Source organism: Micromonospora sp. NPDC003944, assembly GCF_053605225.1.
Genome location: NZ_JBSGIV010000014.1, coordinates 12,767 through 35,733 on the forward strand (window position 1 = coordinate 12,767; position 22,967 = coordinate 35,733).

The 22,967-nt window shown below is 68.7% G+C and carries 19 protein-coding genes; 16 read left to right on the plus strand and 3 right to left on the minus strand.

Annotated elements, in window-relative coordinates:
• Positions 1-41 precede the first annotated feature (41 nt).
• The 12 genes from ACWER9_RS09475 (at position 42) to ACWER9_RS09530 (ending at position 16,037) form a co-directional block, all read left to right on the plus strand.
• A complete protein-coding gene (locus ACWER9_RS09475; protein WP_452301370.1) occupies positions 42-1,232 on the plus strand; it encodes an FAD-dependent oxidoreductase in 1,191 nt (396 codons plus the stop codon).
• Positions 1,219-1,725: an ester cyclase gene (locus ACWER9_RS09480; protein ID WP_452301371.1), complete on the plus strand. Its 507-nt coding sequence runs from the start codon at positions 1,219-1,221 to the stop codon at positions 1,723-1,725. Before ACWER9_RS09475 ends, ACWER9_RS09480 begins: the two co-directional genes overlap by 14 nt.
• Positions 1,722-2,492 carry a 3-oxoacyl-ACP reductase family protein gene (locus ACWER9_RS09485; protein ID WP_452301372.1) on the plus strand — a complete coding sequence of 257 codons (771 nt, stop codon included), beginning with the start codon at positions 1,722-1,724 and terminating at the stop codon, positions 2,490-2,492. Before ACWER9_RS09480 ends, ACWER9_RS09485 begins: the two co-directional genes overlap by 4 nt.
• 170 nt (positions 2,493-2,662) lie before the next feature.
• A complete protein-coding gene (locus ACWER9_RS09490; RefSeq protein WP_452301373.1) occupies positions 2,663-3,103 on the plus strand; it encodes a hypothetical protein in 441 nt (146 codons plus the stop codon).
• Positions 3,100-4,356 (plus strand): beta-ketoacyl-[acyl-carrier-protein] synthase family protein, encoded by a 1,257-nt coding sequence (locus ACWER9_RS09495; RefSeq protein ID WP_452301374.1) that lies wholly within the window; start codon positions 3,100-3,102, stop codon positions 4,354-4,356. Before ACWER9_RS09490 ends, ACWER9_RS09495 begins: the two co-directional genes overlap by 4 nt.
• Positions 4,353-4,757, plus strand: a complete 405-nt coding sequence (locus ACWER9_RS09500; protein WP_452301375.1) for a 3-hydroxyacyl-ACP dehydratase FabZ family protein — start codon at positions 4,353-4,355, stop codon at positions 4,755-4,757. The genes ACWER9_RS09495 and ACWER9_RS09500 overlap by 4 nt, the downstream gene beginning before the upstream one ends.
• A complete protein-coding gene (locus ACWER9_RS09505; RefSeq protein ID WP_452301376.1) occupies positions 4,754-6,025 on the plus strand; it encodes a beta-ketoacyl-[acyl-carrier-protein] synthase family protein in 1,272 nt (423 codons plus the stop codon). The genes ACWER9_RS09500 and ACWER9_RS09505 overlap by 4 nt, the downstream gene beginning before the upstream one ends.
• Positions 6,025-8,331, plus strand: a complete 2,307-nt coding sequence (locus ACWER9_RS09510) for a beta-ketoacyl synthase N-terminal-like domain-containing protein (protein ID WP_452301377.1) — start codon at positions 6,025-6,027, stop codon at positions 8,329-8,331. Before ACWER9_RS09505 ends, ACWER9_RS09510 begins: the two co-directional genes overlap by 1 nt.
• Positions 8,328-9,089 (plus strand): alpha/beta fold hydrolase, encoded by a 762-nt coding sequence (locus ACWER9_RS09515; RefSeq protein ID WP_452301378.1) that lies wholly within the window; start codon positions 8,328-8,330, stop codon positions 9,087-9,089. Before ACWER9_RS09510 ends, ACWER9_RS09515 begins: the two co-directional genes overlap by 4 nt.
• A 103-nt stretch (positions 9,090-9,192) precedes the next feature.
• Entirely contained in the window at positions 9,193-10,350 is a 1,158-nt protein-coding gene (locus tag ACWER9_RS09520; RefSeq protein ID WP_452301379.1) for an FAD-dependent oxidoreductase, read from the plus strand.
• 14 nt (positions 10,351-10,364) lie between these two features.
• Positions 10,365-10,550 (plus strand): hypothetical protein, encoded by a 186-nt coding sequence (locus ACWER9_RS09525; protein WP_452301380.1) that lies wholly within the window; start codon positions 10,365-10,367, stop codon positions 10,548-10,550.
• A gap of 12 nt (positions 10,551-10,562) precedes the next feature.
• Positions 10,563-16,037, plus strand: coding sequence for an ATP-binding protein (locus ACWER9_RS09530; RefSeq protein ID WP_452301381.1), 5,475 nt, complete (start codon positions 10,563-10,565; stop codon positions 16,035-16,037).
• Positions 16,038-16,238: 201 nt separating this feature from the next.
• Here ACWER9_RS09530 and ACWER9_RS09535 read toward each other — a convergent pair whose 3' ends face one another.
• Both ACWER9_RS09535 and ACWER9_RS09540 read right to left on the minus strand, forming a co-directional pair.
• Complete coding sequence (locus ACWER9_RS09535; RefSeq protein ID WP_452301382.1) at positions 16,239-16,874, minus strand: NADPH-dependent FMN reductase; 636 nt, start codon at positions 16,872-16,874, stop codon at positions 16,239-16,241.
• Between the two features lie 202 nt (positions 16,875-17,076).
• Positions 17,077-17,496 carry a YybH family protein gene (locus ACWER9_RS09540; RefSeq protein WP_452301383.1) on the minus strand — a complete coding sequence of 140 codons (420 nt, stop codon included), beginning with the start codon at positions 17,494-17,496 and terminating at the stop codon, positions 17,077-17,079.
• A gap of 190 nt (positions 17,497-17,686) precedes the next feature.
• Here ACWER9_RS09540 and ACWER9_RS09545 point away from each other — a divergent pair, with 190 nt between their 5' ends.
• Positions 17,687-18,352 (plus strand): NAD(P)H-dependent oxidoreductase, encoded by a 666-nt coding sequence (locus tag ACWER9_RS09545; protein WP_452301384.1) that lies wholly within the window; start codon positions 17,687-17,689, stop codon positions 18,350-18,352.
• Positions 18,353-18,398: 46 nt separating this feature from the next.
• Here the strand turns inward: ACWER9_RS09545 and ACWER9_RS09550 are convergent, their stop codons facing one another.
• A complete protein-coding gene (locus ACWER9_RS09550) occupies positions 18,399-19,100 on the minus strand; it encodes a TetR/AcrR family transcriptional regulator (protein ID WP_452301385.1) in 702 nt (233 codons plus the stop codon).
• A 155-nt stretch (positions 19,101-19,255) separates the two neighbouring features.
• Between ACWER9_RS09550 and ACWER9_RS09555 the strand changes: the two genes are divergently transcribed.
• The 3 genes from ACWER9_RS09555 to ACWER9_RS09565 all read left to right on the plus strand — a co-directional run bounded on the left by ACWER9_RS09555 (position 19,256) and on the right by ACWER9_RS09565 (position 22,920).
• Positions 19,256-20,692, plus strand: a complete 1,437-nt coding sequence (locus tag ACWER9_RS09555; RefSeq protein WP_452301386.1) for an MFS transporter — start codon at positions 19,256-19,258, stop codon at positions 20,690-20,692.
• A gap of 20 nt (positions 20,693-20,712) precedes the next feature.
• Positions 20,713-21,408 (plus strand): NAD(P)-dependent oxidoreductase, encoded by a 696-nt coding sequence (locus tag ACWER9_RS09560; RefSeq protein WP_452301387.1) that lies wholly within the window; start codon positions 20,713-20,715, stop codon positions 21,406-21,408.
• A gap of 417 nt (positions 21,409-21,825) precedes the next feature.
• A complete protein-coding gene (locus tag ACWER9_RS09565; RefSeq protein ID WP_452301388.1) occupies positions 21,826-22,920 on the plus strand; it encodes an IS701 family transposase in 1,095 nt (364 codons plus the stop codon).
• Positions 22,921-22,967 lie beyond the last annotated feature (47 nt).

Genomic DNA, 22,967 nt, shown 5'->3' on the forward strand with positions numbered 1-22,967 from the left:
CATGCGATTCCGATGGCCCGGTGAATTCTTCCGGGGGGCACATGCTCACGTCCAAAAGACCCATTCTCATTATCGGTGGCGGTATCGGCGGCGCCGCAGCCGGGCTCGCGCTGCGGCAGGCCGGCCTCGACGCCGTCGTCTACGAGGCACGCACTCAACGCGGCACCCGCTACGGCGGCTGCTATGTGCTTTGGTACGCGGGCATGCGCTCACTGCGGCGACTCGGCGTGGCCGATAAGGTGCGCGCGGCGGGCCACCAGGTGGACCGGTTCGAGATGTGCGACGAACTCGGGCGCCTGCTGTACCGCGTCGACATGGACTCGCGCTCCGTCGAGCCGGGCCTTCGCCCGCTGGCGATCCGCCGGGCCGACGTGGTCGACATCCTGCATGCGGAGCTCGGATCCGAAGCCTTGCAGTTGAACTCGACGCTTCGGGAGTTCCGTGAGACCGCTGCCGGTGTCGACGCGATCTTCACCGACGGCCGGGTCGAAACCGGCCCGGTGCTGATCGGCGCCGACGGGCTGCATTCGAGGGTGCGCGCGCACCTGCACGGCCTGAGCCCGGCCCGGCATCCTGGCTACGCGCACTGGTCCGGGATCGCCGAGACCGATTGCGGCGCGCCCCAACACGTTTTCCGGATTATGCACGGCAACGCAGCCAGGTTCGCGTTCTTTCATCTCGGTGACGGACGGGTCAACTGGTGGTGCACCCGCAACGCTCCCGCGGGCTCGGACGGCGACCACCTCGGAGAGCTTCACGCGCTCGAAACGGCCTACCGTGGCTGGCATCCGATCGTCGGCGACCTGCTTGCAGCGACTGCGCCCGAGTCCGTGCACCGCCGTGACACCGTCGACCGCCCACCCTTGAGGCGGTGGGGCCGCGGCCGGATCACGCTGCTCGGCGACGCCGCCCACGCCATGACCTTCGATCTGGGCCAGGGCGCCGGCACCTCGCTCACCGACGGGGTCACGCTGGCCCACCATCTGTCCCGGCGCGGCGCCCCCATCGCCGCGCTGCGCGACTACGAGCGGGCCCGCCGAGCGGTGACTGTGCCGCTGGCGCTCGCCTCGCGGCGCATCGGCGAGGCCACCGGGTGGCGCGGACCGCTCGGCCCGCACATGAACCACCTGATCCTGCGCACGATCGGTGCCCGAATTACCCCCACGTTGCTCGCACTGGACGCCCGCAGTCATTCCGAACTCGATATGGAGTTGTCGCATGCCGTCAGGTGAAGCGGAAAAGAACAAGGCGATCATTAAGCACTACCTCCAGAGGGCATGGAACGAGGGCGACTGGAGCGTGGCCGAAGATGTCGTCGACGAGAACGTGGTCTTCCACGACATGGTCCGCGACGGCAAGTACCCGAAGGGCCGCGAGGGCCTGCGTGCGGCGATGAATGACATCCGTACCGGCATACCCGACTTCGTGATGGACCTGCAGCACATCGTGGCCGAGGACGACATGGTGGCGGTCCTGTGGAGCGCCACCGGAACCCACGCGGGATTCTTCAACGGCCTGCCTGCCACGAACCGCGTCGTGACCCTGCACGCGATGAGCATGGTGCGGATGAAGGACGGCAAGATCATCGAAGGTTGGCAGGAGGCCGACCAGCTCGGTGTGGGCCGCGAATTGGGCATGGTCCCGAAATCCGAACTGCCGCGGCCGATCGGGAACCTGCTCGCCTTCGGCATCCGTACCCGTGACCGCATGGTGCGCACCCGATGAACCTGGGCGGCAAGGTAGCGCTCGTCACCGGCGGTGCCCGCGGTATCGGCCGCGCGATTTCGCTCGCTCTGGCCGCCGAGGGGGCCGACGTGGCCGTGAATTATCGCTCGAGTGAAGCCGCGGCCAAGGAGCTCGTCGCCGAGATCGAGTCGAGCGGACGGCGAGCGATCGCCATCGGCGGCGACGTCGCGGACCCGAACGCAGCCAAAGCGATGGCCACACAGGCGGTTTCGGAACTGGGCGGTCTGCACATATTGGTGAACAACGCCGGCATAGCCCACGACAAGCTCATTTACAGCATGACGGCCGACGACTGGCGATCGGTGATGGACGTCAACTTTGGCGGCGTCTTCAACGGCACCAAGGCGGTGCTGGACCACTTCATGGTTCAGCGGGAGGGCGCGATCGTCAATATCTCCTCGGTGATGGGCGAGCGCGGCTGGACCGGGCAGGCCAACTACTCCGCGTCCAAGGGTGCGGTCAACGCGTTCACCCGATGCGCCGCAGTCGAATTGGCCCGCTTCGGCATCCGCGTCAACGCGGTGTTGCCCGGCTTTACCCCGACCGATCTCGTGGCGGAACTGGTCGACAAGGGCGGCAAGGGCCTCAAGAAGCAGATCCCGATGCGCGACTTCGCCCGGCTCGAGCACATCGCCGCCATGGTCGTCCACCTGGCCAGCCCCGACTCGGCCTACACCACCGGCGCCACGATCGCCGTGGACGGCGGGGCCAGCGCTCAGCTCGGCCTCGGCCGTCCCGAGTGGTAAGGCCCGCCACCGATTTTGATCGCCCAATTGGAGAGAAGGAACGTCGTAATGAACGACACCCTGTTCCCCCAGGTCCGCACCGCCGTCGCCGTGGACGCGGCGGCCCTGCCCGACGAGCTCGGCTTGGTCACGCTGGTCGAGTCCCGCGCGGCCGTAACCGCCTGAGTGCCGTGCGATTCCACCTGATCGACCGAATCGACGAGTACGAGCCTCGCAGCCGTGTTCGCGGCCGCAAACTCGTCTCGGCCGCGGAGTCGGGCCTTTGCGAGTCCGCGGACGGACCGGTCCTTGAATCCGCGCTCGTACTCGAGGCGCTGTGCCAGGCCGGCACGTGGCTGATCATGCTGTCCACCGAGCGTCGCAAACGAGCCGCGCTGCTGCAGATCGGCGGCGTCGAGTTCACCGGCGTCGCCCGGCCGGGCGACGTGGTGGTTCTCGAGGGCGCCGTGGAGTCCATGTCGGACGAGATGGCGGTGATCTCGGGCACGGCGCAGGTCGACGGCAGGGTGCTGATGCGCGCTACCGACATCATGTGCGCGCTCATCGACGCGGGCGATCTGCAGGACGACGCGCACAGCGGCCGTCTGCTCGAAGGGCTGGTGCGGGCATGAGACGCGTAGCCATTACCGGTATTGGCGCGGTGACGCCGGTCGGCAACGACGCCGACGCCACCTGGAGTGCTCTGCGGGCCGGGCGATCCGGCGTCGGTCCCATCACCTCCTTCGACGTGTCGACCTTCGCCGTCCGGATCGCCGGCATGGTGAAGGACTTCGATGCGGAGGTCGCTATCCCGGATGCCGGGCTGCGGCGCAACCTGTCGCGCCCGGGCGCCTTCGGAGTCGCCGCCGCCCTGGAAGCCCTCGCCGATGCAGGACTGTCGGGCGGAGGCGATTACCGGCCGGGCGAGCGGGGCGTGAGCGTCGGCGGCACCGCCGGACGGCCGTCGCTGGCCGAGATGGCCGAGATCTTTCACCGACTAAGGGAGTCGCTGCCGCTGTACCGGCAGCCGGTCGAGCATGTGCTCGAACGCGATCAGAACACCCCGGCCGCCGCCATCGCCCGGGCCGGTGGGTGTGCCGGACCCATGGTCGGGGTCTCGACCGCCTGTACCGCTTCAGGTCACGCCCTCGGCGAGGCGTACCGGCTGATCCAGGAGGGCGAGGCCCGGATGATGGTGGCTGGGGGATACGACTCGCTCATCTCCTGGCTGGATGTGCTCGGTTTCTCGCTGCTCGGTGCGCTCACCACCGAGCACGCCGACGAGCCCGAGCGGGCGTCGCGGCCGTTCAGCGCCGATCGGTCGGGCTTCGTGCTCGGCGAGGGCGCGGTGATGTTCGTCCTCGAGGATCTGGAATCCGCGCGGCAACGCGGTGCCCACGTACACGCCGAGATCGTCGGATACGCGGCCACGATGAACGCCTACCGGATGACCGATCCACCACCGGACGGCGGCGGCGTCAGCCTTGCGATGGCACAAGCGCTCGACGACGCAGGGCTGAAACCATCCGACATCGGATACATCGCCGCGCACGGCACTTCGACACCCGGCAACGACATCTGCGAGACAAGGGCCATCAAGGACGTCTTCGGCGAGTACGCCGACCGGGTCGCCATCAGTTCGGTGAAATCCATGATCGGCCACATCACCGCGGCAGCCGCCGGCGCGGGCCTGCTGGGGGCGTTGGGCGTGCTGCGCACCGGATACGCGCCGCCGACCATCAACCTCGACCGCCCGGATCCCGCGCTGGACCTCGACTATGTCGCCAACGTCGCCAAACCGGTGGAAACCGATGCCGTCATGGTCAATGCATTCGCGTTCGGCGGTACCAACGCCTGCCTGATCCTGCGGAGGGACACCACATGATCGCCATCACGGCACCAGCTCCGACGCTGGTCGGATGGGACCGGATCGTCACCCTCGAGCCGAGCCGTGCCGCGACGGCGGTGCGTAATGTGCCCAGCACCCTCGACATCTTCGACAGCCACTTCCCGCGTTTTCCGGTGCTACCGGGCGTGCTGATCCTCGGGTCCCTGGCCGAGCTGGCGGGGTTGCTGATGACCGAGACCTTCGGCGGCACCTGGCAGTTGACCGCAGCCCACAGCGTGCGCTACCGCCACTTCGTGCGGCCGGGCGACCGCATGGAATTGCGGGTCGATCTGATCGAACTCGGCGCCTGCTCGGCACGCGTGCTGGTGGACGGCAAGCGGGTGACCACCGTTGCTCGTCTTGTTCTTTCGCAGAGCGATGCCGGCGGTGCGCGATGAAGCGGGTGGTCGTGACCGGCGTCGGACTGGTCACCGGGCTCGGTGTCGGCACAGCGCAGACGTGGGATGCGTTGCTGGACGGTAAGAGTGCGGTCGGGGCCCTGCGCGGTTTTGACGCGAGCTCGTTACAGTCGCGGCTCGGGGCCGAGGTCACCGACTTCGATCCGGCGCCGTTCGCGGTGAATCGGCGGGTGCTGCGGAACATGACACGCAACGACCAATTCGGCGTTGCCGGTGCGGCTTTGGCGCTCGCCGACGCCGGGGTGACTATCGACGATCCGGATCGCACAGGGTTGTTCCTCGGCGGCAACAAGGAGATCTCCGAACCGGCCAAGGTGCTCGACGCGGTGCTGCTGGCTCGCAACCCGGACGGCACCGCCGATCTGGCGCGGATGGGTGCCGAGGGCGCGGCACGGTTCTATCCGCTGTTCTACGTCGAGGGCCTGCAGGCGGCGGCGCTGTTCTATATCTCGCAGGCGCACGGATTGCGCGGTACCAACACGTATTTCGCTGGCACCGGCGAGGCCGGCGCCACCGCGATCGGCCGGGCCTACCGGGCCGTGCTGCGCGGTGAAGCGACCGTGGCCGTCGCAGGCGGCTTCGACGATCCCACCTCCTGGTGGAGCATGACGAAACTGGACCCGATGGGTGTGCTCACCACCCGAAACGATCTGGGCGCAGGCGCGACGCGGCCCTACGACCGCAACCGAGACGGATTCGTGCCGGGAGAGGGCGCGGCATTCCTGGTCCTCGAGGACGCCGAGTCCGCCGCCAGCCGTGGTGCCTCGGTATACGCCGAGATCGCCGGATTTGGGCGCGGTTACGATCCGGAGGGCACCACGGGAGTGGTCGGGGCTATCCAATCGGCGCTTGCCGAAGCCGGTATCGAGCCGGACGCACTCAGCTTGGTCGTCACCGAGGGTGCCGCCTCACCGTCAGGTGATATTACCGAAATCGCGGCGCTGCGTTCGATCCTCGGCGACGCGTTGCCGCGACTGTCGGCGACCGCGGTCACGGCCGCGACCGGGTATCTGGTCGCTGGCGCGGGCGCGCTCAACATCGCGGTCGCCGCATTGGCCACTCGGCGCGGCGTAGTGCCGCCTTTGCTCAACATGACCGACCCGGACCCCGCGTGCGCAGGACCGAACTGGGTCGTCGATGTGGCCCGCGAGCAGTCAGTGGGCTACGCCCTTGCGCTGACCCGCGGGTTCGCCGGCCAGCATGTCGCACTCGTCCTCCGGACATATCAAGGAAGGACACCGCAGTGATGAACACCCCCAGCCAGGGCCGCGTCGTCGTCGTCGGCGTCGGCGCCATCACCTCCCAAGGACCGACCGCCGAGGATCTGTGGCTCGGCGCCAGCCAGGGCCAGGTCGCGATCCGTCCGGTCGAGCACATGTCGATGGACGGGTACCGCACCCGTCTGGCCGGTGAGGTCGTGGCCGGCCACTCCCCAAAGCACGACGTGGGCTATCCGACCAAGTTCACCGACCGCGCACTGGATTTCGCGCTCATCGCGGCCGAGGAGGCGATGGGGTCGGTAGGACTGGGCAACGACGCTGTCCCGGCCGAGCGTTGGGGCGTGGTGCTCGGCACCTGCAACGCCGGACTGCTCAGCGCCCGGCACTGGTACTTGGCACGCGAGCACGGCGAGCCCGTCGATCCGCGCGTGCTGCTGTTCACCCCACCGCAGGCCATCGCGGAGGCGCTGGCCGGCGCTTTCGGCGTGTGCGGTCCTGTGCTGTCGGTGAACACCGCCTGCGCGGCGGGCGCGAACGCCATCGGCTACGCCGCCGATCTGATTCGCTCCGGCCGCGCCGACGCCGTGCTCGCCGGCGGGACCGACGCGCTGTCGGATGTGCTGGTCGCCGGATTCAACTCGCTGGAGTCGCTGTCCCCCGTGCCCGCGGCGCCGTACTCCAAAGACCGGCAAGGGCTGTCGCTGGGTGAGGGCAGCGGCATGCTGGTGCTGGTGCGCGCCGACCTGGCCCGCGAACTGGGCCGTCCGATCCTGGCCGAGGTGGCCGGGCTCGGGCTTTCGGCCGACGGCTATCACGCCACCGCGCCGCGTCCGGACGGCACCGGCGCCGCGCGGGCCATCCAGGCCGCGCTACGGTCTGCGGGCCGCGCAGCCGAGGACGTGGTCTACGTCAACAGCCATGGCACCGGCACCGCTAAGAACGACCCGGCCGAAACCATGGCGATGAAGGTCGGTCTCGGCGATGCCAGCCGGTCGATAGCGGTCAGCAGCACCAAATCGATGATCGGTCACCTGCTGGGCGCGGCAGGGGCAGTCGAGGCGATCGTGACCGTGAAAGCGATCGAGGAACAACTGGCCCCACCCACCGCGAACTTCACCGCCGGTGATCCGGACTGCGATCTGGACTACACGCCGAATGTCGCCCGCCCTCTCGACATCGGCGTCGCCATGTCGAACAACTTCGCCTTCGGTGGTGCCAACGCCTCCCTGGTGCTGACCCGCGACGCGTCCCCGCCCGCTACCCCGACCGCCGACCGGATCGTGATCACCGGAGTCGGCGTCCTCTCCTCGGCTGGAGTGGGCACCGAGGTGCTGCGCGAAGCCTTCGCGAACGACCGCCGATGCACCAGCGACGAGTCCGGCGTAAGAGTCGGTCGTGTCCCGCTCGACGTCGGCGAGTACCTGACGACCAAGGCGCGTCGTCGGATGGACCGGCTCGGTATCTTCAGCGTGGTCGCCTCTCGGCTGGCCCTACAGGACGCGGGCCTCACCCTGGATGACGGCAACCGCACCCGTGTCGGCACCGTCCTGGGCACCGGAATCGGCCCGATGGACACCATCGAGGCTTTCGGACGCCCGTTGTTCGAAAACGGCCCCCGCGCGGCCAACCCTGCCCTGTTCCCGAACACTGTCTACAACGCCGCGACCGGGCAGGTGAGCATGCACGTCGGCGCGGTCGGCCCGACCACCACAGTCACCACCGGGCACGCGGCCGGTGCGGGCGCGTTGGCCTATGCCTTCGACATTCTGTCCCGCGACGAGGCCGACGGCATGCTGGCGATCGCCGCGGATACCCTCACCGACACCGTGATCGACGCCTACGGCGAGATCGGACCACTCACCACCGACGGATTCGGCCTGGCCGAGGCCGGTATCGCCGTGCTGCTTGAGCGGGCGAGTGTGGCGGCCGCCCGTGGCGCGAGTCCGCGAGCCGAACTGCTCGGCTACGGAATCGCGTCGGACGGTAGGGGGGTCGGCCGCTGGGATCGCGACGGGCACGGCATCGAGCGAGCGCTGCGGGATGCGTTGGAGCGGGCCGGGCTGCGACCGTCAGACGTCGCCGCCGTGTGGACCAACACGATCGGTTTGCCGGATGTAGACGATCCCGAAAACCTGGCTTTGGCACGGCTCTTCGAGGGTTCTGCCGCACCGTCGAGGTTCGCGCCGAAGCGGTTGTTCGGCGAGCCGATCGGTGCCGGCGCCCCGCTGGCGCTGGCGGTGGCGACCGCCGGTGAGATGGATGGTCCGGCACTGGTTGTGAGCAGCTCGCTTGGTGGCACTCACATCGGTCTCGTCCTTGGGCCGGTGCGTTGACCGGTAAGGCGCGACCGCTTACCCGCGAGGTCGAAATCGGTGGCCGACGACTGGGTTACGGCATCCTGCCGGGTAGCGGCCCGCCGCTGCTACTGGTGCACGGTGCCGCGGCCCGTTGGCAGGTGTACCGACCGCTGATGCTCGCACTGCAGGCCGGCTACGACCAGTACGCCCCCGACTTGCGCGGCCACGGCGTCTCGGGCCGGGCATCCGACTACCGCATCGACGGCTTCGCCTCCGACATCATCGACTTCGCCGACAAAGTGGTCGGCGCACCGGTGCACCTGTTCGGGCATTCGCTGGGCGGCTGGATCGCGCTGACCGTCGCCGCCCGCCGAGCGGACCTGGTGCGGTCGCTGATCATCGCTGACTCCGGCATCTATCCGGACGACATCCCGCATGAGGTGAGGACGGCCTGGCTGGCCGGGCTGCCACTGGCCTTGCGATCGCTGGCGACGTCGTTGCACCAGTTCGATACCGAAGTGCTCAACCAGTACCACGACAGGCGCATGACCCGCGACTACCACCCGGACGAGCTGCTGGTGCGGGTGCGCTGCCCGACCCTGCTGATACAGGCCGACCCCGCTTGTGGCGGGTTCATGTCCGACAACGACGTCCGGCGGGCGACCAAGCTGCTCGCCGACGTCCGCCACATCCGCCTCGACGGCGTCGGGCACGGCCTGCACATCGAGGACTCTGCCCGAGTCGCCGACACTTTCCGTGAATTCCATCGGCCCACCCAGTCGATCAGGAGCTGATCATGCCCGCCCTCGCAGACCGCGCGAGTAACCTGTTTCCCTCGATGATCATCCGCTCACCACTGCACCGCCTGCGCGGCGGCGTGGAATTGGATGCGGCGCAATGAGTACTCGCAGGGTCGTCATCGTCGGCGCCGGTATCGGCGGGCTGACCACCGCTATCGCCCTGCGCCGCATCGGAATCGATGTCGTCGTCATCGAGAGGGCAGGTGTCGACGAGCTCGCCAAGGGCGTGGGAGTCCACCTGTGGGGCAACGCCATGCGCGCCCTGCAGCACATCGACCTCGCCGATCAGGTGGCTGAGATCGGCACAGAGGTCACCGCGCATCGCAACCTCGACTGGCGGGGCCGTCGGCTGGGTTCGTTCGACCTGGCAGCGCTCAGTGATGAGCTCGGCGCGCCGTCGGTGGGCATGAGCCAACCTGATCTACACCGCCTGCTGCTGCAGACCCTCGGGCCGCATGTGCTGAGGCTGAACTCGGAGCTGATCGGCTTCGAGCAGAACACCAAGCGTGTGGTGGCCCGCCTCGCCGACGGCAGCGTGGAGCGTGGAGATCTGCTGATCGGCGCGGACGGCATCGCATCGATGGTCCGCCGGCAGTTGCACGGCCCGACCAAGCCCCGGTATTCCGGAATGGCGGCCTGGCACGGCATCACCGACTACACCGATCCGCAGATTCCCCTCGGCGAGATGCGGATCTATTGGGGTCCGGGTGCGCGGATCCTGCACTACCACGTGACCGGTCAACGCCTGTACTGGCTCGCGATGCTGAAATCGCCGCCCTGCATGCCCGAGCCGCCAGCCGGACGCCATGCCGCGGTACTGAAGTCGTATCGCGGCTGGCCCGCCCACATCCAGCGGATGATCGCCGCCACCGAGCCTGATGCCATCCTGCGCAACGACGTCGTCGACCGGGATCCCCTACAGCACTGGGGATTCGAACGCGCCAGTCTGCTCGGTGACGCCGCGCACCCGATGACGCCCGAACTGGCGCAGGGCGCGGGGCAGGCCGTCGAGGACGCGGTCTGTCTGGCCCGCGTCCTCGAAGCGGCGGCCGATCCCGTCGCGGCGATTCGCGAGTACGAGCAGCGCCGCACGGGCCGCGCCAACGAGTTCGTCAGAACCTCGCGGATGGTGAGCCGGATGAGCTTGCTCGATGCCGCTCGGCTGCGGGTGGTGCGTGACAACGTCGTGCTGCGCGCCGTCTCTGCCATCCGGTCCGGCCCCAAAGCTCGCACCGATCTCATTGCCCAACCGTAGAAAGACGCAGCCTCATGTCCGTCGAGGCTGCAACCAAGCCCCCGATCGTACCGGCGCCGGCACTGTCCAAGCCGACCCGTCGCGTCGCCGGCTTGCTGCTGATCATGATTTCCACGCTGACCGTCGGGTCGGTAGGTCTCGGCGCGGCTCTGCTGCGTCGATACCCGGATCGAACCCGTCTTGTCGAAGATTTCCGCTGAGGAGTGACTGGCGTGTTCACGCGTATCGCCATCGTCAACCGTGGTGAGGCGGCTCGCCGCCTGATCCACGCGGTCCGCGAGTGCAATGCCGAACACCGCGACCGCGAACCGATCCAGACCATTGCGCTGTACACCGATGGTGAACGGCACGCCGGCTTCGTCCGAGAGGCCGACCAGCGATACTGCCTCGGTCCCGCCTCGGCACGTCCGTACCTGGACCTGGCGGTGCTGGAGCGGGCGCTGACCGATACCGGGGCCGACGCCGCCTGGGCTGGTTGGGGTTTTGTCGCCGAGGATCCGGCATTCGTGGAACTGTGCGACCGGCTCGGGGTTACCTTCATCGGCCCAAGTGCGGAAGCGATGCGGGCACTGGGCGACAAGATCGGTGCGAAGCTGCTGGCCGAGCAGGTCGGGATCCCGGTCGCGGGGTGGAGCCGGGGACCCGTCCAGTCGCTTGACGCCGCCCTGGCGCAGGCGGCCGAGATCGGATATCCGATGATGCTCAAGGCAACCGCCGGTGGCGGCGGCCGTGGCATCCGCATCGTCAGATCGCCCGACGAACTGCTCGATGCCTACGCCCGCACCAGCGAGGAGGCGGCGCGAGCCTTTGGCAACGGGGTGGTGTTCCTCGAGCGGCTGGTCACCGGTGCCCGCCACGTCGAGGTGCAGGTGATTGCCGACGCGCACGGCACCGCCTGGGCCCTGGGGGTGCGTGACTGCACCGTCCAGCGGCGCAACCAGAAGATCATCGAGGAGTCAGCCTCACCGCTGCTGGACCAGGAACAAATCGCGACGGTGAAGGAGGCGGCCGAGCGGCTCGCTCTGGCCGTCGGCTACCGCGGCGCGTGCACGGTCGAATTCCTGTACCAGCCGCAGGAGCAACTCTTCGCCTTCCTCGAAGTGAACACCCGACTGCAGGTCGAGCACCCGGTCACCGAGCTGACCACCGGCATCGATCTGGTCAAGGCACAGATCGAGGTGGCAGCCGGGCTGCCGTTGCGCGGCGATCGTCCGGTCGAACGTGGGCACGCCGTCGAGGCGCGGCTCAACGCCGAGGACGCCGACCGCGACTTCGCACCCGCGCCGGGCCGTATTGAGCTGCTGCGCTGGCCTGGGGGACCAGGCGTGCGCATCGACACCGGCATCGTCGAGGGCGACGAGATACCACCGGATTTCGACTCGATGATCGCGAAGATCATTGCCTACGGTCGCGATCGTGACGAGGCACTGGCCCGGCTACGCCGCGCGGTCGCCGAGACCACCGTCGTCATTGAGGGCGGCGCCACCAACAAGAGCTTGCTGATGTCGCTGCTGGACGCCCCCGAGGTCATCGACGCCACCGCGGACACCCGCTGGGTGGATCGAGTCCGGGCAGCGGGCGGACTGACTGCCATCCAGCAGACCGGCATCGCCCTGGCCGCCGCCGCCATCGCCAGCTACGACGAGGAGGAGCAGGCGCGCAGGACCCGCCTATGGGAAACCGGCCGCGGCGGACGGCCGCAGACTCTGGATGAACCCGCCCGGGCCGTCGAAGTGAAACTGGCAGGCCGCGGCTATCCGGTGACGGCTGCCCGCATCGGCGCGCACCGCTATCGGATCGGCATCGACGACATTTCGTTCGACGCCGATATCGAACGGCAAGACGGGCACTCGAGCCGGCTGACAGTCGGCGACCGTAGCTACCGGATCATCACCGCGATTCACGGCACGGTGCACGTCGTCGAGGTCGACGGCGTCGCGCACCGGGTCAGCCGGGACGAGGGCGGTGCGGTGCGGGCACCCGCACCCGCGCTGGTCGTGGCCACACCGGTTCCAGAGGGTGCCGAAATCGCCGCCGGCGCTCCGGTGCTCGTGCTGGAAAGCATGAAGATGGAGACGGTGCTACCCGCGCCGTTCGGCGCCCGGGTGCGCAAGCTGCTGGTCTCAGTCGGCAGCCAGGTCGACACGGGAACGCTACTGGCACAACTGGATCCAGTAGGGGAAGACGCCGACACAGTACGACACGATCCGGTCGACCTGATGCTGCCGCTATCGTCTGCCGACGACTCTGCGGCCCTCCGCGCGCGGCTGGCGCTGAATGAATTGTCCAGCGCGGTACTGGGCTTCGATCGAGCGGACGATCCGCATCCGGCGCTGTCGCGCTACCTGCGCGACCGTAGTGGCCTGGTGGCCGAACACGGCGCGCCTTTGGCCGGCGAAGCCGCCCTGATCGAGTCGTTCAGCGACATCGTCGAACTGTCCACCCCGGAGCCGGAGGAGTCGTCGCACCGCAGCCGCCACGAGCAGCTGCACACCTACCTGCAAAGCCTGGACGTGAACCGGGGCGCACTGTCACCGGGCTTCCGGCACACGCTGCACAGCGTCCTGGCCCGCTACGGAGTCACGGAAATCGATCGTGCGCCTGAGCTGGAGCAGGCGGTGTATCGCATCGTTCTGGCCTGCAGGCGCTTCAATGACAGCTCCCGGGTAGTGCAGGAGCTGTTGAAGGTGTGGCTTGGTGAGCCGCGCCCGGTCGAGGACGGTATCCGCCCCGCGTTGGATCGGCTGATCAGAGTCGTTGCCGGCCGCTCGCCCCTGCTGGCCGATCTGGCCCGTAGCGTGGTGTTCCGTTGGTATCTGCACCCGGAGGCGGAGGGCGCCCGGGCGGCGATGCTGGCCGGGGTGCCCGACGAGCTTCGTGCGCTCGCCGACATGCCGGATTCCCCCGAGCGCTCCCGGCGAATCGCGGCCATCGCCGACATTCCGGAATCACTGGACCGCATCGTGGTAGCGAGGCTGTTGCAGGACACCTATGCCCCGGTGGATCCACTGCTGGAGGTGCTGTGCCGCCGCCGTTACGGCGAGCAACGGCTGGGCGCCGTACGCACCCTCACTGTGGCCGGTCGGGCGTTCGTGGTCTGCGACTACCGGCTTGAGTTGCGCCCGCGCCACGCCGTACCTACCGTCTGCGCCGCGACCGTAGGCCGGATGACGGACCTGCGCGATGGCGCGTCCGGCACGTTGGTGAGCACGCTACGTGATCTGCTCGACGCCGCACCGGCCAACCATGTGCCGGTGGCGGACCTCCTGCTGGCCTGGCCGGACGCGCCCGCCTCGGTCGAGGAGCGGGCGGCCGAACTGCTGGCCGCGCTGCGGCATGCCGGGCTGGCGCAGCATGCGCGCCGTATCAGCGTCGCGTTGCCACCTCCTGACGGCGGGCCGTTGGAGCACTTCACCTTCCGGCGGCGCGCGGCGGGCCTGGTGGAGGACACGGTGATCCGTGGTGTGCATCCGCTGATCGGGCGGCGGCTGCATCTCTGGCGGCTGCGCAACTTCCACCTGAACCAGCTTCCCGCACCGCCGGACATGCTGCTGTATCACGCCGTGGCCAAGGACAATCCGACCGATCAGCGGCTGGTCGCCATGGCGCAGTTGCGGCGCTTCGAACCGGTCCGCGACTCCGACGGGGTGATCATCGCCGTACGTGGTGCGGAGACCGTCCTCAGCGTCTGTGCCGAGGCGGTCGCCAAGGCGCGCCGTGAGCTGGACCCGGCAGGGGACCGGCTGGATCTGAACCACGTCTGGCTCGACATTCGCCCGTTCACCGACGTCGACACGGCGCAGTTGGCGGACTGGCTACACGCCACCGCGCCGCAGATCGTGCGGGCCGGCATCCAGGACGTGGTGGTGCACGGGCGGGTGCGCCAGCCCAACGACTCGTACAAATTCCAGGTCACCCGGTTCTGCTACGACCTCAGCGGTGGCACCGAAGTGTCGGTCGACACCCCGCCGGCGGAACCGGTTGCGCCACTGAACGACTACGACCAGAAGGTGCTGCGGGTGCGCCGGCGCGGTGCGGTGTATCCCTACGAGCTAATCGACCTTCTGCGTGGCCCCGGAGGCGAGTTCACCGAATTCGACCTCGAAGGGGAGTCTCTCGTCCAGGTGGACCGGCCGCGCGGGCGCAACCGCGCGGGCATCGTGGTCGGGTTGGTGTCCACGCCAACCGCGCTGTATCCCGAGGGAGTACGCCGCGTCGCGCTGTTCGGGGATCCCCATCGGGCGCTGGGCGCGCTGGCCGAACCCGAGTGTGCCCGGATTGTCGCGGCACTGGATCTCGCTGAGCGGGAACGCGTGCCGGTGGAGTGGTACGCGATATCGGCGGGGGCACGGATCTCGATGGACTCCGGCACCGAGAACATGGACTGGGTGGCCCGGGCGCTGCGCCGGATAGTGCAGTTCACCCAGGACGGCGGCGAGATCAACATCGTGGTCGCCGGAATCAACGTCGGCGCTCAGCCGTACTGGAACGCCGAGGCGACGATGCTGATGCACACCAAGGGAATTCTGGTGATGACGCCCGCCGGTGCGATGGTGCTGACCGGCAAGCAGTCGCTCGATTTCTCCGGCGGTGTCTCGGCGGAGGACAACTTCGGCATCGGCGGCTACGCCCGGGTGATGGGACCCAACGGGCAGGCCCAATACTTCGTCCCGACCCTGGCCGCGGCGCAGGAAATTCTGCTGAGCCACTACGCGCACACGTACGTGACCCAGGGTGAGCGGGGACCACGCCGCGCGTCGACCACCGACCCGGTCACCCGAGACGTCACCGGGTTCCCCCACCACCACCCCGACAGTGACTTCACCACCGTCGGCGACATCTTCTCCGCGACCGCGAATCCGGACCGCAAGAAGCCGTTCGCGATTCGCGCGGTGTTGCAGGCGGTCTCGGACCAGGACCACCCATTGGTGGAACGCTGGGCAGACATGGCCGAGGCTGAGACCGCGGTCGTGGCCGACTCTCGCATCGACGGTTGGCCAGTATGCCTGATCGGCATCGAGTCCGGGCCGGTCGCACGGCATGGCTTCCCGCCAGCGGACGGACCCGAATCCTTCACCGCCGGAACGCTCTTCCCACTGTCGTCGAAGAAGGTGGCACGAGCGATCAACACCGCCAGCGGCAACCGTCCGGTGGTAATTCTGGCGAACCTGTCTGGGTTCGATGGATCACCGGAGTCTCTGCGGCGGCTGCAACTTGAGTACGGCGCCGAGATCGGCCGCGCCATCGTCAACTTCGATGGCAAGGTGGTGTTCTGTGTCATCTCCCGCTACCACGGCGGTGCGTTTGTGGTGTTCTCCAAGGCGCTCAATCCGAACATGACCGTGCTCGCCGTCGAGGGATCGTTCGCCTCGGTCATCGGCGGCGCCCCCGCCGCCGCGGTCGTTTTCGCCCGTACCGTCGACGCCCGCACCACCGACGATCCACGCATTCGCGGGCTCGAGCAGCGCATCGCCGCCAGTGATGTTGCGGAGAAACGCGCCGATCTGGTGACTGAACTCGCCGACCTACGCACCGCTGTGCGAGCTGAGCACCTGTCCGCCCTGGCTGCAGAATTCGACAGGGTGCACAGCATCGAACGCGCGGTGCAGGTCGGCTCGGTCGATGCGGTCATACCGGCATCCGAACTGCGCGCGCGGATCGCGGCGGTGATCGGGCGGAAAGGCTGACTATGACCACAGTCGGTGACACCGGAGACGTTGATCGTTGCCGCTGCGCTGGTGTCTTGAGGGTGTATTGGTGATCCGGATGAAGCGAGGTCTCCGGTAGATGTTTCATCGACGATGACGAACATCTGCACGGAGACCTCGTTAACACCCATGCCGGTGGCCGGGCTACCGCCGAATGCGCAGTCGTTTCAGCGCACGACACTAGGCCGACGTCAGCGCTGACATCATGCGCGCCTGGCCAGGCGCGAGTTCGCCTTCCGCGCGCGCCTTGTTCAGCGCGGTCGCCCACCAGGCGAGGTCGTCGAGCAGGATCTGCAGACCGACATCCGTCGCGCGGTCGACCGGCTCGCCGGCTGCGGTGAAGGCCGTCTGTACGAAGGGCAGCAACACGGTGCTGCGCAGCGGCACGGCATCGGCCGCGATGACGATCTGCGCCAGATGCTGGACGGCCCGGCTGCCACCCCCGATGCCAGCGCTGTAGCCGACGGCTGCCACCGGCTTGTTCCGGAAGCCGAATGCGGGCCACACGCTGTCGATGGCGTTCTTCAGGCTGCCAGGCAGACTGTGGTGGTACTCCGGAGTGATGACGATGAAGGCGTCGGCCTCCTGCACCTTCGTGTTCCAGGCTCGCAGGACCGGGTCGGAGCAGGTGGGGTCGTCGATGTCGCCGACCGTACCCAGGTGTTCGGCGAACATCGGCAACGCCCAGTCCCGCAGATCGGCGATCTCGACCTCGAAGCCACCGTGCGCGCTGACCCGCGGCGCCAGCCAGGGCAGGATCAGGTCGGCAGCCCGGACGGGGCGGATGCTGCCGACGACGACCAGGAGCTTCGTCATACCTGTTCTCCGTATCAGTAAGGCCCGGCGGCGGCCTGAGGGCCGCGCGCCGGGCGGATCTACTCGCCGGTGCGGATGCGGGCCCGTTCACCGGAAGGCAGCGGGCCGGCGCGGCGCGGGACCGGCGCCTTTCCCGGCGAAGGACCGCGTAGGAGGCCGCCGCCAGGTGGCCGGGCTGGGCACCGCAGGTCCACCCGCGTCGTCAGTGCGGGAGTTCGCCCGCGGTCTTGATGCCTGCCGGGTTGCTGATGAGGCAGCGCCAGGCGCCATCGGCGCCGCGGCGGAGCACATCGACGGCGGTGCCTTCGATACGCAGGTGCTTGCCATCCGGGGTGGTTCCCTCGTGCACGTAGTCGTTGATCAGCAGGGCGATGTCCCCGGTGATGTACTGGTGGCGGATGGCGACCTTGATAGGCAAGAAGTGCGGGAGCTTCTCCTGGTTGCGTGCGCGCCGATCGTCGCCGGCCAGGACCTCGCCGGGGGCCAGGACCAGCAGCGCGTCGGGCTCGAAGAGTTCCTCGAGCAGGTCGAGGTTGCGGGTGTTGAAGGCGTGCTCGAACAGCGGCACGAGTTCCTCGGGATCGGCCGGTGCGGTGAGCGGCTTCTCGGGTGCGTTCGACATGGGTCGCAGCACATCGGGACCGGGACGCGCGGGTCAACGGTGGCGGTCCGGTTGTGTCAGGTCGGGGGCGGAAACGGCCCGGAGGTGACTAACTAAGGTTCGTGCCGTTTGTCGGCGCGGTCGCGGTCGACAGGATGCCCGTAGATGGTCCGTGCGATGCCCAGGCGCATCGACCCGTGAGGAGCGTTCTGTGATCAAGGTGGCAATCCTCTTCCACTCCCGCAGCGGGAATACCCACCAGCTCGCCGTGGCCGCAGCCGCCGCGGCGGTGAAGGCTGGCGCCGAAGCGCAGCTCTACAGGGTTCCCGACCTGCCCAATCCCATCGTGTTGGACCGCAAGGCGTACGCCGAGCTCAACGCCGAGACGGCGGACGTGCCGGTGGCGACCATGGCGGATCTGGTGGCGGCTGACGCCATCATGATTGGCACGCCGGTGCACTTCGGCCTGCCGGCTCCGCAGATTATCGACTTCATCGACCACTCCGGCCCGGTTGCCATTCCGGGTGACCTGGCCAACAAGGTGGTGGGCGTTTTCGCGTCCGGCTCGATGCCGCACGCTGGCGCGCAGACGGCCATCCTGGCGCTGCACAACGTTATCTGCCACTGGGGTTCGCTGATCGTGCCCAACGGTTCCAGCGTGGCGGTGCTGGGGCTGCCGAACAACGGCGCGCCGTACGGTACGTGCAGCGTTTCCCGGCACGAGGCGAGCAACGTCCACGAGGACAACCTCGCGGCGATCGAGTACCAGGCGCTGCGTGTGGTCGAGGTGGCCACCGCATTCAAGATCGGCCGGGAGCAGACGACCTCGGCGATCCAGTACGTGGGTCACGAGGTGCTGAAGAAGTACGACCTCTGATTCTCGTTCCGGACCGGCCCGCACATGGTGCGGGCCGGTCCGGCGTCTATCGGGCCTGGTCGCCGGGCGGGCGGATGCGGGCGGCGAGGCCGTCCAGCACGTACGCCAGCCCGAGCTGGAAGTTTCCGGCCCAGTCGTCGTCGAGCAGGTGCTGTTGCGCGACCAGGGTCGGGTAGAGGGCACGCTGGTCGTCCAGTAACCGCTGACCCTCCTGACGTTCCTCGGCCGACCAGCGCAGCGCGGTCTGGCTGCCTGCGGACCCCTGGACATGGCTGTACAGGACCCAGCTCGCCGCGGCGACGTCGCGGTGGCTGAAACCGGCCCGGGTCAGGGCGGCTTGGAGAAATTCCATCCAGGACAAGAAGCCGGGGCCGACGGCGGGACGCTGCCGCAGGGGGAGCGCCGCCGACCATGGGTGTCGCAGCAGTGTCTCGCGCCAGTCGGTGAGCTGGGCGGTGATGTCCGCCCGCCAGTCGTCACTGTGTTGCTCCGGTGCCGACTCGGCGAACACCGTGTCGACCGCCAGGTCGAGCACGTCGTCCTTGGTGTCGACGTGCCAGTACAGGGTCGTCGTGCCGACGCCCAGATGCTCGGCGAGCCGGCGCATGGTGAGCTGACCGACGCCGTCCCGATCGAGTAGCTCGACGGCGGCGGTCGCGATGCGCGTGAGGCTCAGTGGCGGGTTGTGGTGACGTGGCGAGGTGGTCCTGAGCCAAACACCCTTGCCGGGTCGTGCCTGTCCGGCCATGACGTCACCTGCCTTCCGAGCCTTCGCTTGGCCGTTCTCGAGGTGAGCGTAGTACATTGGTCGGGCACCGGAACAACGTTCTGGTGCCCGACCGGCGTTCCAGTGGCTCTTGCGTGAGCCCGGCCAGGGGGGCGAGTGCGACAAAGGTGAACGACGTGACCACGGCGGCACCGGCCGCGACCCGCTCGCGATGGATCCTGGCGACGATCTGCCTGACGCAACTGATGATCGTGCTCGACTCGACCATCGTGAGCATCGCGCTGCCGTCCGTGCAGGACGCTCTCCAGATGTCGGACGGGGCCCGGCAGTGGGTGATAACGGCCTACGTCCTGCCGTTCGGCGCGCTGCTCCTGGCCGGCGACCGGATCAGCGGCATCGTCGGGCACCCCAGGGCACTGGTCTGGGGGCTGGCCGGCTTCGCCGTGGCCTCGGCCCTGGCCGGGTCCGCGCCGAACGCGCCGACGCTCATCGCCGGGCGGGCACTACAGGGATGCTGCGCGGCCCTGCTCGCGCCGGCCGCGCTCGCGTTGCTCTCCACGATCTTCGCCGAAGGGCGGGAGCGGGGTCGGGCCTTCGGCGCGTTCGCGGCGGTGAGCGCGGCCGGCTCGGCCATCGGCCTGATCGCGGGCGGCCTGCTCACCGAGTACGCGAGCTGGCGCTGGTGCCTGTTCATCAACATGGTGATCGTGCCGATCGGCCTGTTCGGCGCTCGTGCGCTGCCGCGGGGCGAGCGCCTCACCGGCCGCCGTTTCCCAGCAGCCACCGAGGTCCTGCTGAGCGTGGCGTCGGTGGTCACGGTGGTGGCCGGGTTCAGCGCGGGGGCGTCACACGGCTGGGCGGACCCGTACACGCTCATCCTGCTGCTGGCTGGCGGGGCACTGCTCGCGGCCTTCGTCGTGGTGGAACGGCGGTCCCGCGACCCGCTGGTGCCCCCGCGCATCGTCGCTCACCGTCGGCGCGGCGGCGCCCTTCTCACCGTCTTCCTGCTACAGCTGGCGCTGTTCGGCTGCTACCTGTTCATGACCTACTTCACCCAGACGGTGCTGGGGTATTCCGCCGTCCGGGCCGGTCTGGTCCTGGTGGTGACGAGCGTGGGCGCGGTGGCCGGCGCGGTGGTCGCCGGACTGTTGCACGGCCGTGTGTCGACCCGGGTGATCACCGTGCCGGGCCTGCTGGCCCTCGGCGCCGGCATCCTGATCCTGTCCCGGGCACGGGCGGACACCCCCGATGTCTTCCTGCTCTACCTGCTGCCGGCACAGATCCTCGCCGGGATGGGGCTTGGCTCTGTGCTCACCCCGCTGACCAGCGAGGTGACCGCAGGCACCGACTCCGCCGACAGCGGCGTCGCGTCGGGCCTCTACAACGCCGTGCAGCAGGTCGGGGCGGCGGTGGGCACCGCTCTGTTCAACACCGTCGCCACGAGCACCACCGCGGCGCTGCTGATCGGCTCGGGCACCGATGCCCCGACGCGGAATGAGGCGACGGTGACCGGCTACGCGACGGCGCTGACCGTCGCGGCCGGCGTCGTGCTCGGCGCGGTCGTCGTGGCCCGGACGACCGGCCGACCGGCCCATCGATCGGTAGGAACGTAGTCAACAAGAGGTGAGGTTCGATGAAACTCGTGGTGTTCGGCGCGAACGGCCCGACCGGCCGACTGACGACAGAGATGGCACTGGCTCGGGGACACCTCGTCACGGCGGTGACCCGCCGCCCGGAGTCCTTCCCGATCAGTGGAGCGGGGCTGCGGGTGGTCGGCACGGATGTGCTTGACGCGGCCGCGGTGGACGCCGTGATCGCGGGGCAGCACGCGGTCATTTCCAGTCTCGGTGTCCCGTACACCAAGGAGACGGTGCGGGTCTACTCGCAGGGGGCGGCCAACATCATCGCCGCGATGAAGGACCACGGCCTGCGCCGACTGGTCTGCGTGACGTCGACCGGCACCACCGGCGAGCACGCCGAGGGTGAGACGTTCACCTTCAAGAAGATCATCGCGCCGATCCTGCTCCGGATGGGCCGCAGCGTCTACGACGACATGGCCCGGATGGAGAAGCTGGTCGGGACGAGCGGCCTGGACTGGACGGTGATCCGTCCCGCCGGTCTGTTCGACGGTGACGTCGTCACCGACTACCGCGCCGAGCCGCGCCGGCTGCCCGGCCGGTTCACCTCCCGCATCGACCTGGCTGATCTGCTGATTCGCGAGGCGACCGAAGACATACACCTCGGTCAGTTCATCGACGTGGTCACGACCACCGGCGCCCCGACGTTCGCCCAGATGTTCGTCCGCGAAGCGCTTCACATCGGCAAGTGAACGGCATCGCCCCGGCTGCCGCGACAGCAGCGGCCGGGGCGACGGTCGGCTGCCCAGCCAAGCCCATCAGCCAAGAGATGGTCCCGGCGGGTAGATCGACCGCGGTCATCAGGTTGCCTGCAACGGCGTAGACGCTGCGCGATCGGCCGGCTGCGGTCACCGGGGCATCACGTGGATTCCATCAGAAAAGACCGATCGGCAAGGCCCGTCGTGGACGACCCCGGCGGGCCTCAGCATTTGCCGGCAATCGATTATGTCAGGTTCAGCGCCGTCCGAGTCGCTCTCTCCGCGTCATCGAGCGAGATGCGCCTCCGGCAACCACCGCTGCCGCAAAGGCGGTGCTGTCAGCACCTCGACCATCCCCGCTGCGCATTACAAGCTCATTGTGTTCGCCGCTGGATGCCCCGAGGAGGCAGGATGCGTCTGCACGACGACGTCACGGACTTGTGTACGGACATCTTGGCCGGACTACCGCGAAGTGACCAACGCAGGCGTGGCACGGAATACATCCGAGGGCTCCTCCTGACCCGTGGGCGCAAATCCATTCGTAACATTGCCGCCACGTCGGCAGAACCCGCGGCGGAGCAGGCGTTGCACCATTTCGTAAGCGATTCCACCTGGGACTGGATGCCGGTCCGCCAGGCACTCACCCGCCATGTCACCCGGGTTGCCAACGTGTCGGCCTGGGTGCTACACCCGACGTTAATCCGCAAGGCCGGGACGCACTCGGTGGGGGTAGGCCGGAAGTACTCGCCGGGCCTGGGACAGTCGCTCAACGCGCAGCACGCCGTGGGCCTCTGGGCCGCCACGCCCGACTTCGTCGCCCCGGTCAACTGGCGTCTGCACCTCAACGAGGACTGGCTGGCCGACGAGCACCGCCGGCGGCGCGCGGCCATCCCGGACGACATGGTCGCGCAGTCCCTGGGCGCCTGCACCGTGGAGACCTATCTCGAACTGGGCGTTGCGGCGGACGACCTCGTGCTGGTCGACGCACGGGAGATGGAGGCCGGGACAGTGGTCCGCCGGCTCCGCGCCAGTGGCGCGCCGGTGCTGATCCGCATCCCAGCCGGTCTGCGCCTCGTCGCCGCCGGGCGGTCGGCCGCCGAGTGCGCCGGTGCCCTGGCGGCGGCGGCACGGCACAGCCGACGGCCGGTCTTTGGCCTGACGGCGAATCCGCCGGTGCTGGCCGGCACCGTCGCGGTTCGGCTGCCCAGCACCCGGGCACACGACCCACTGCTCATGGTCGAGCTCAGCGCGCCCGGCGGGTCCGGTCCCGGCCAGTTGTGGCTGACCAGCCGCGGCGATGTCGGCCTCGCTGATCTGGTCCGCCTGACGTCGTTGGTCCCACGGGTGGGACACGATCTGGAGATGACCGGTGACCGGGTGGGTCTGCGCGCCTTCACCGGTCGCTCGTACCGGGGCTGGCACCGACACGTCACGCTGGCCTCGGCGGCGCACACCGTCCTCGCGGCGCGGGCCTGCGCGGAACCGGCTCTTCGCCGTACGTCCTGAGCGGTGGGCGGGCGTCGCGCTCACCGCGGCGGCGCCCGCCGTACCCG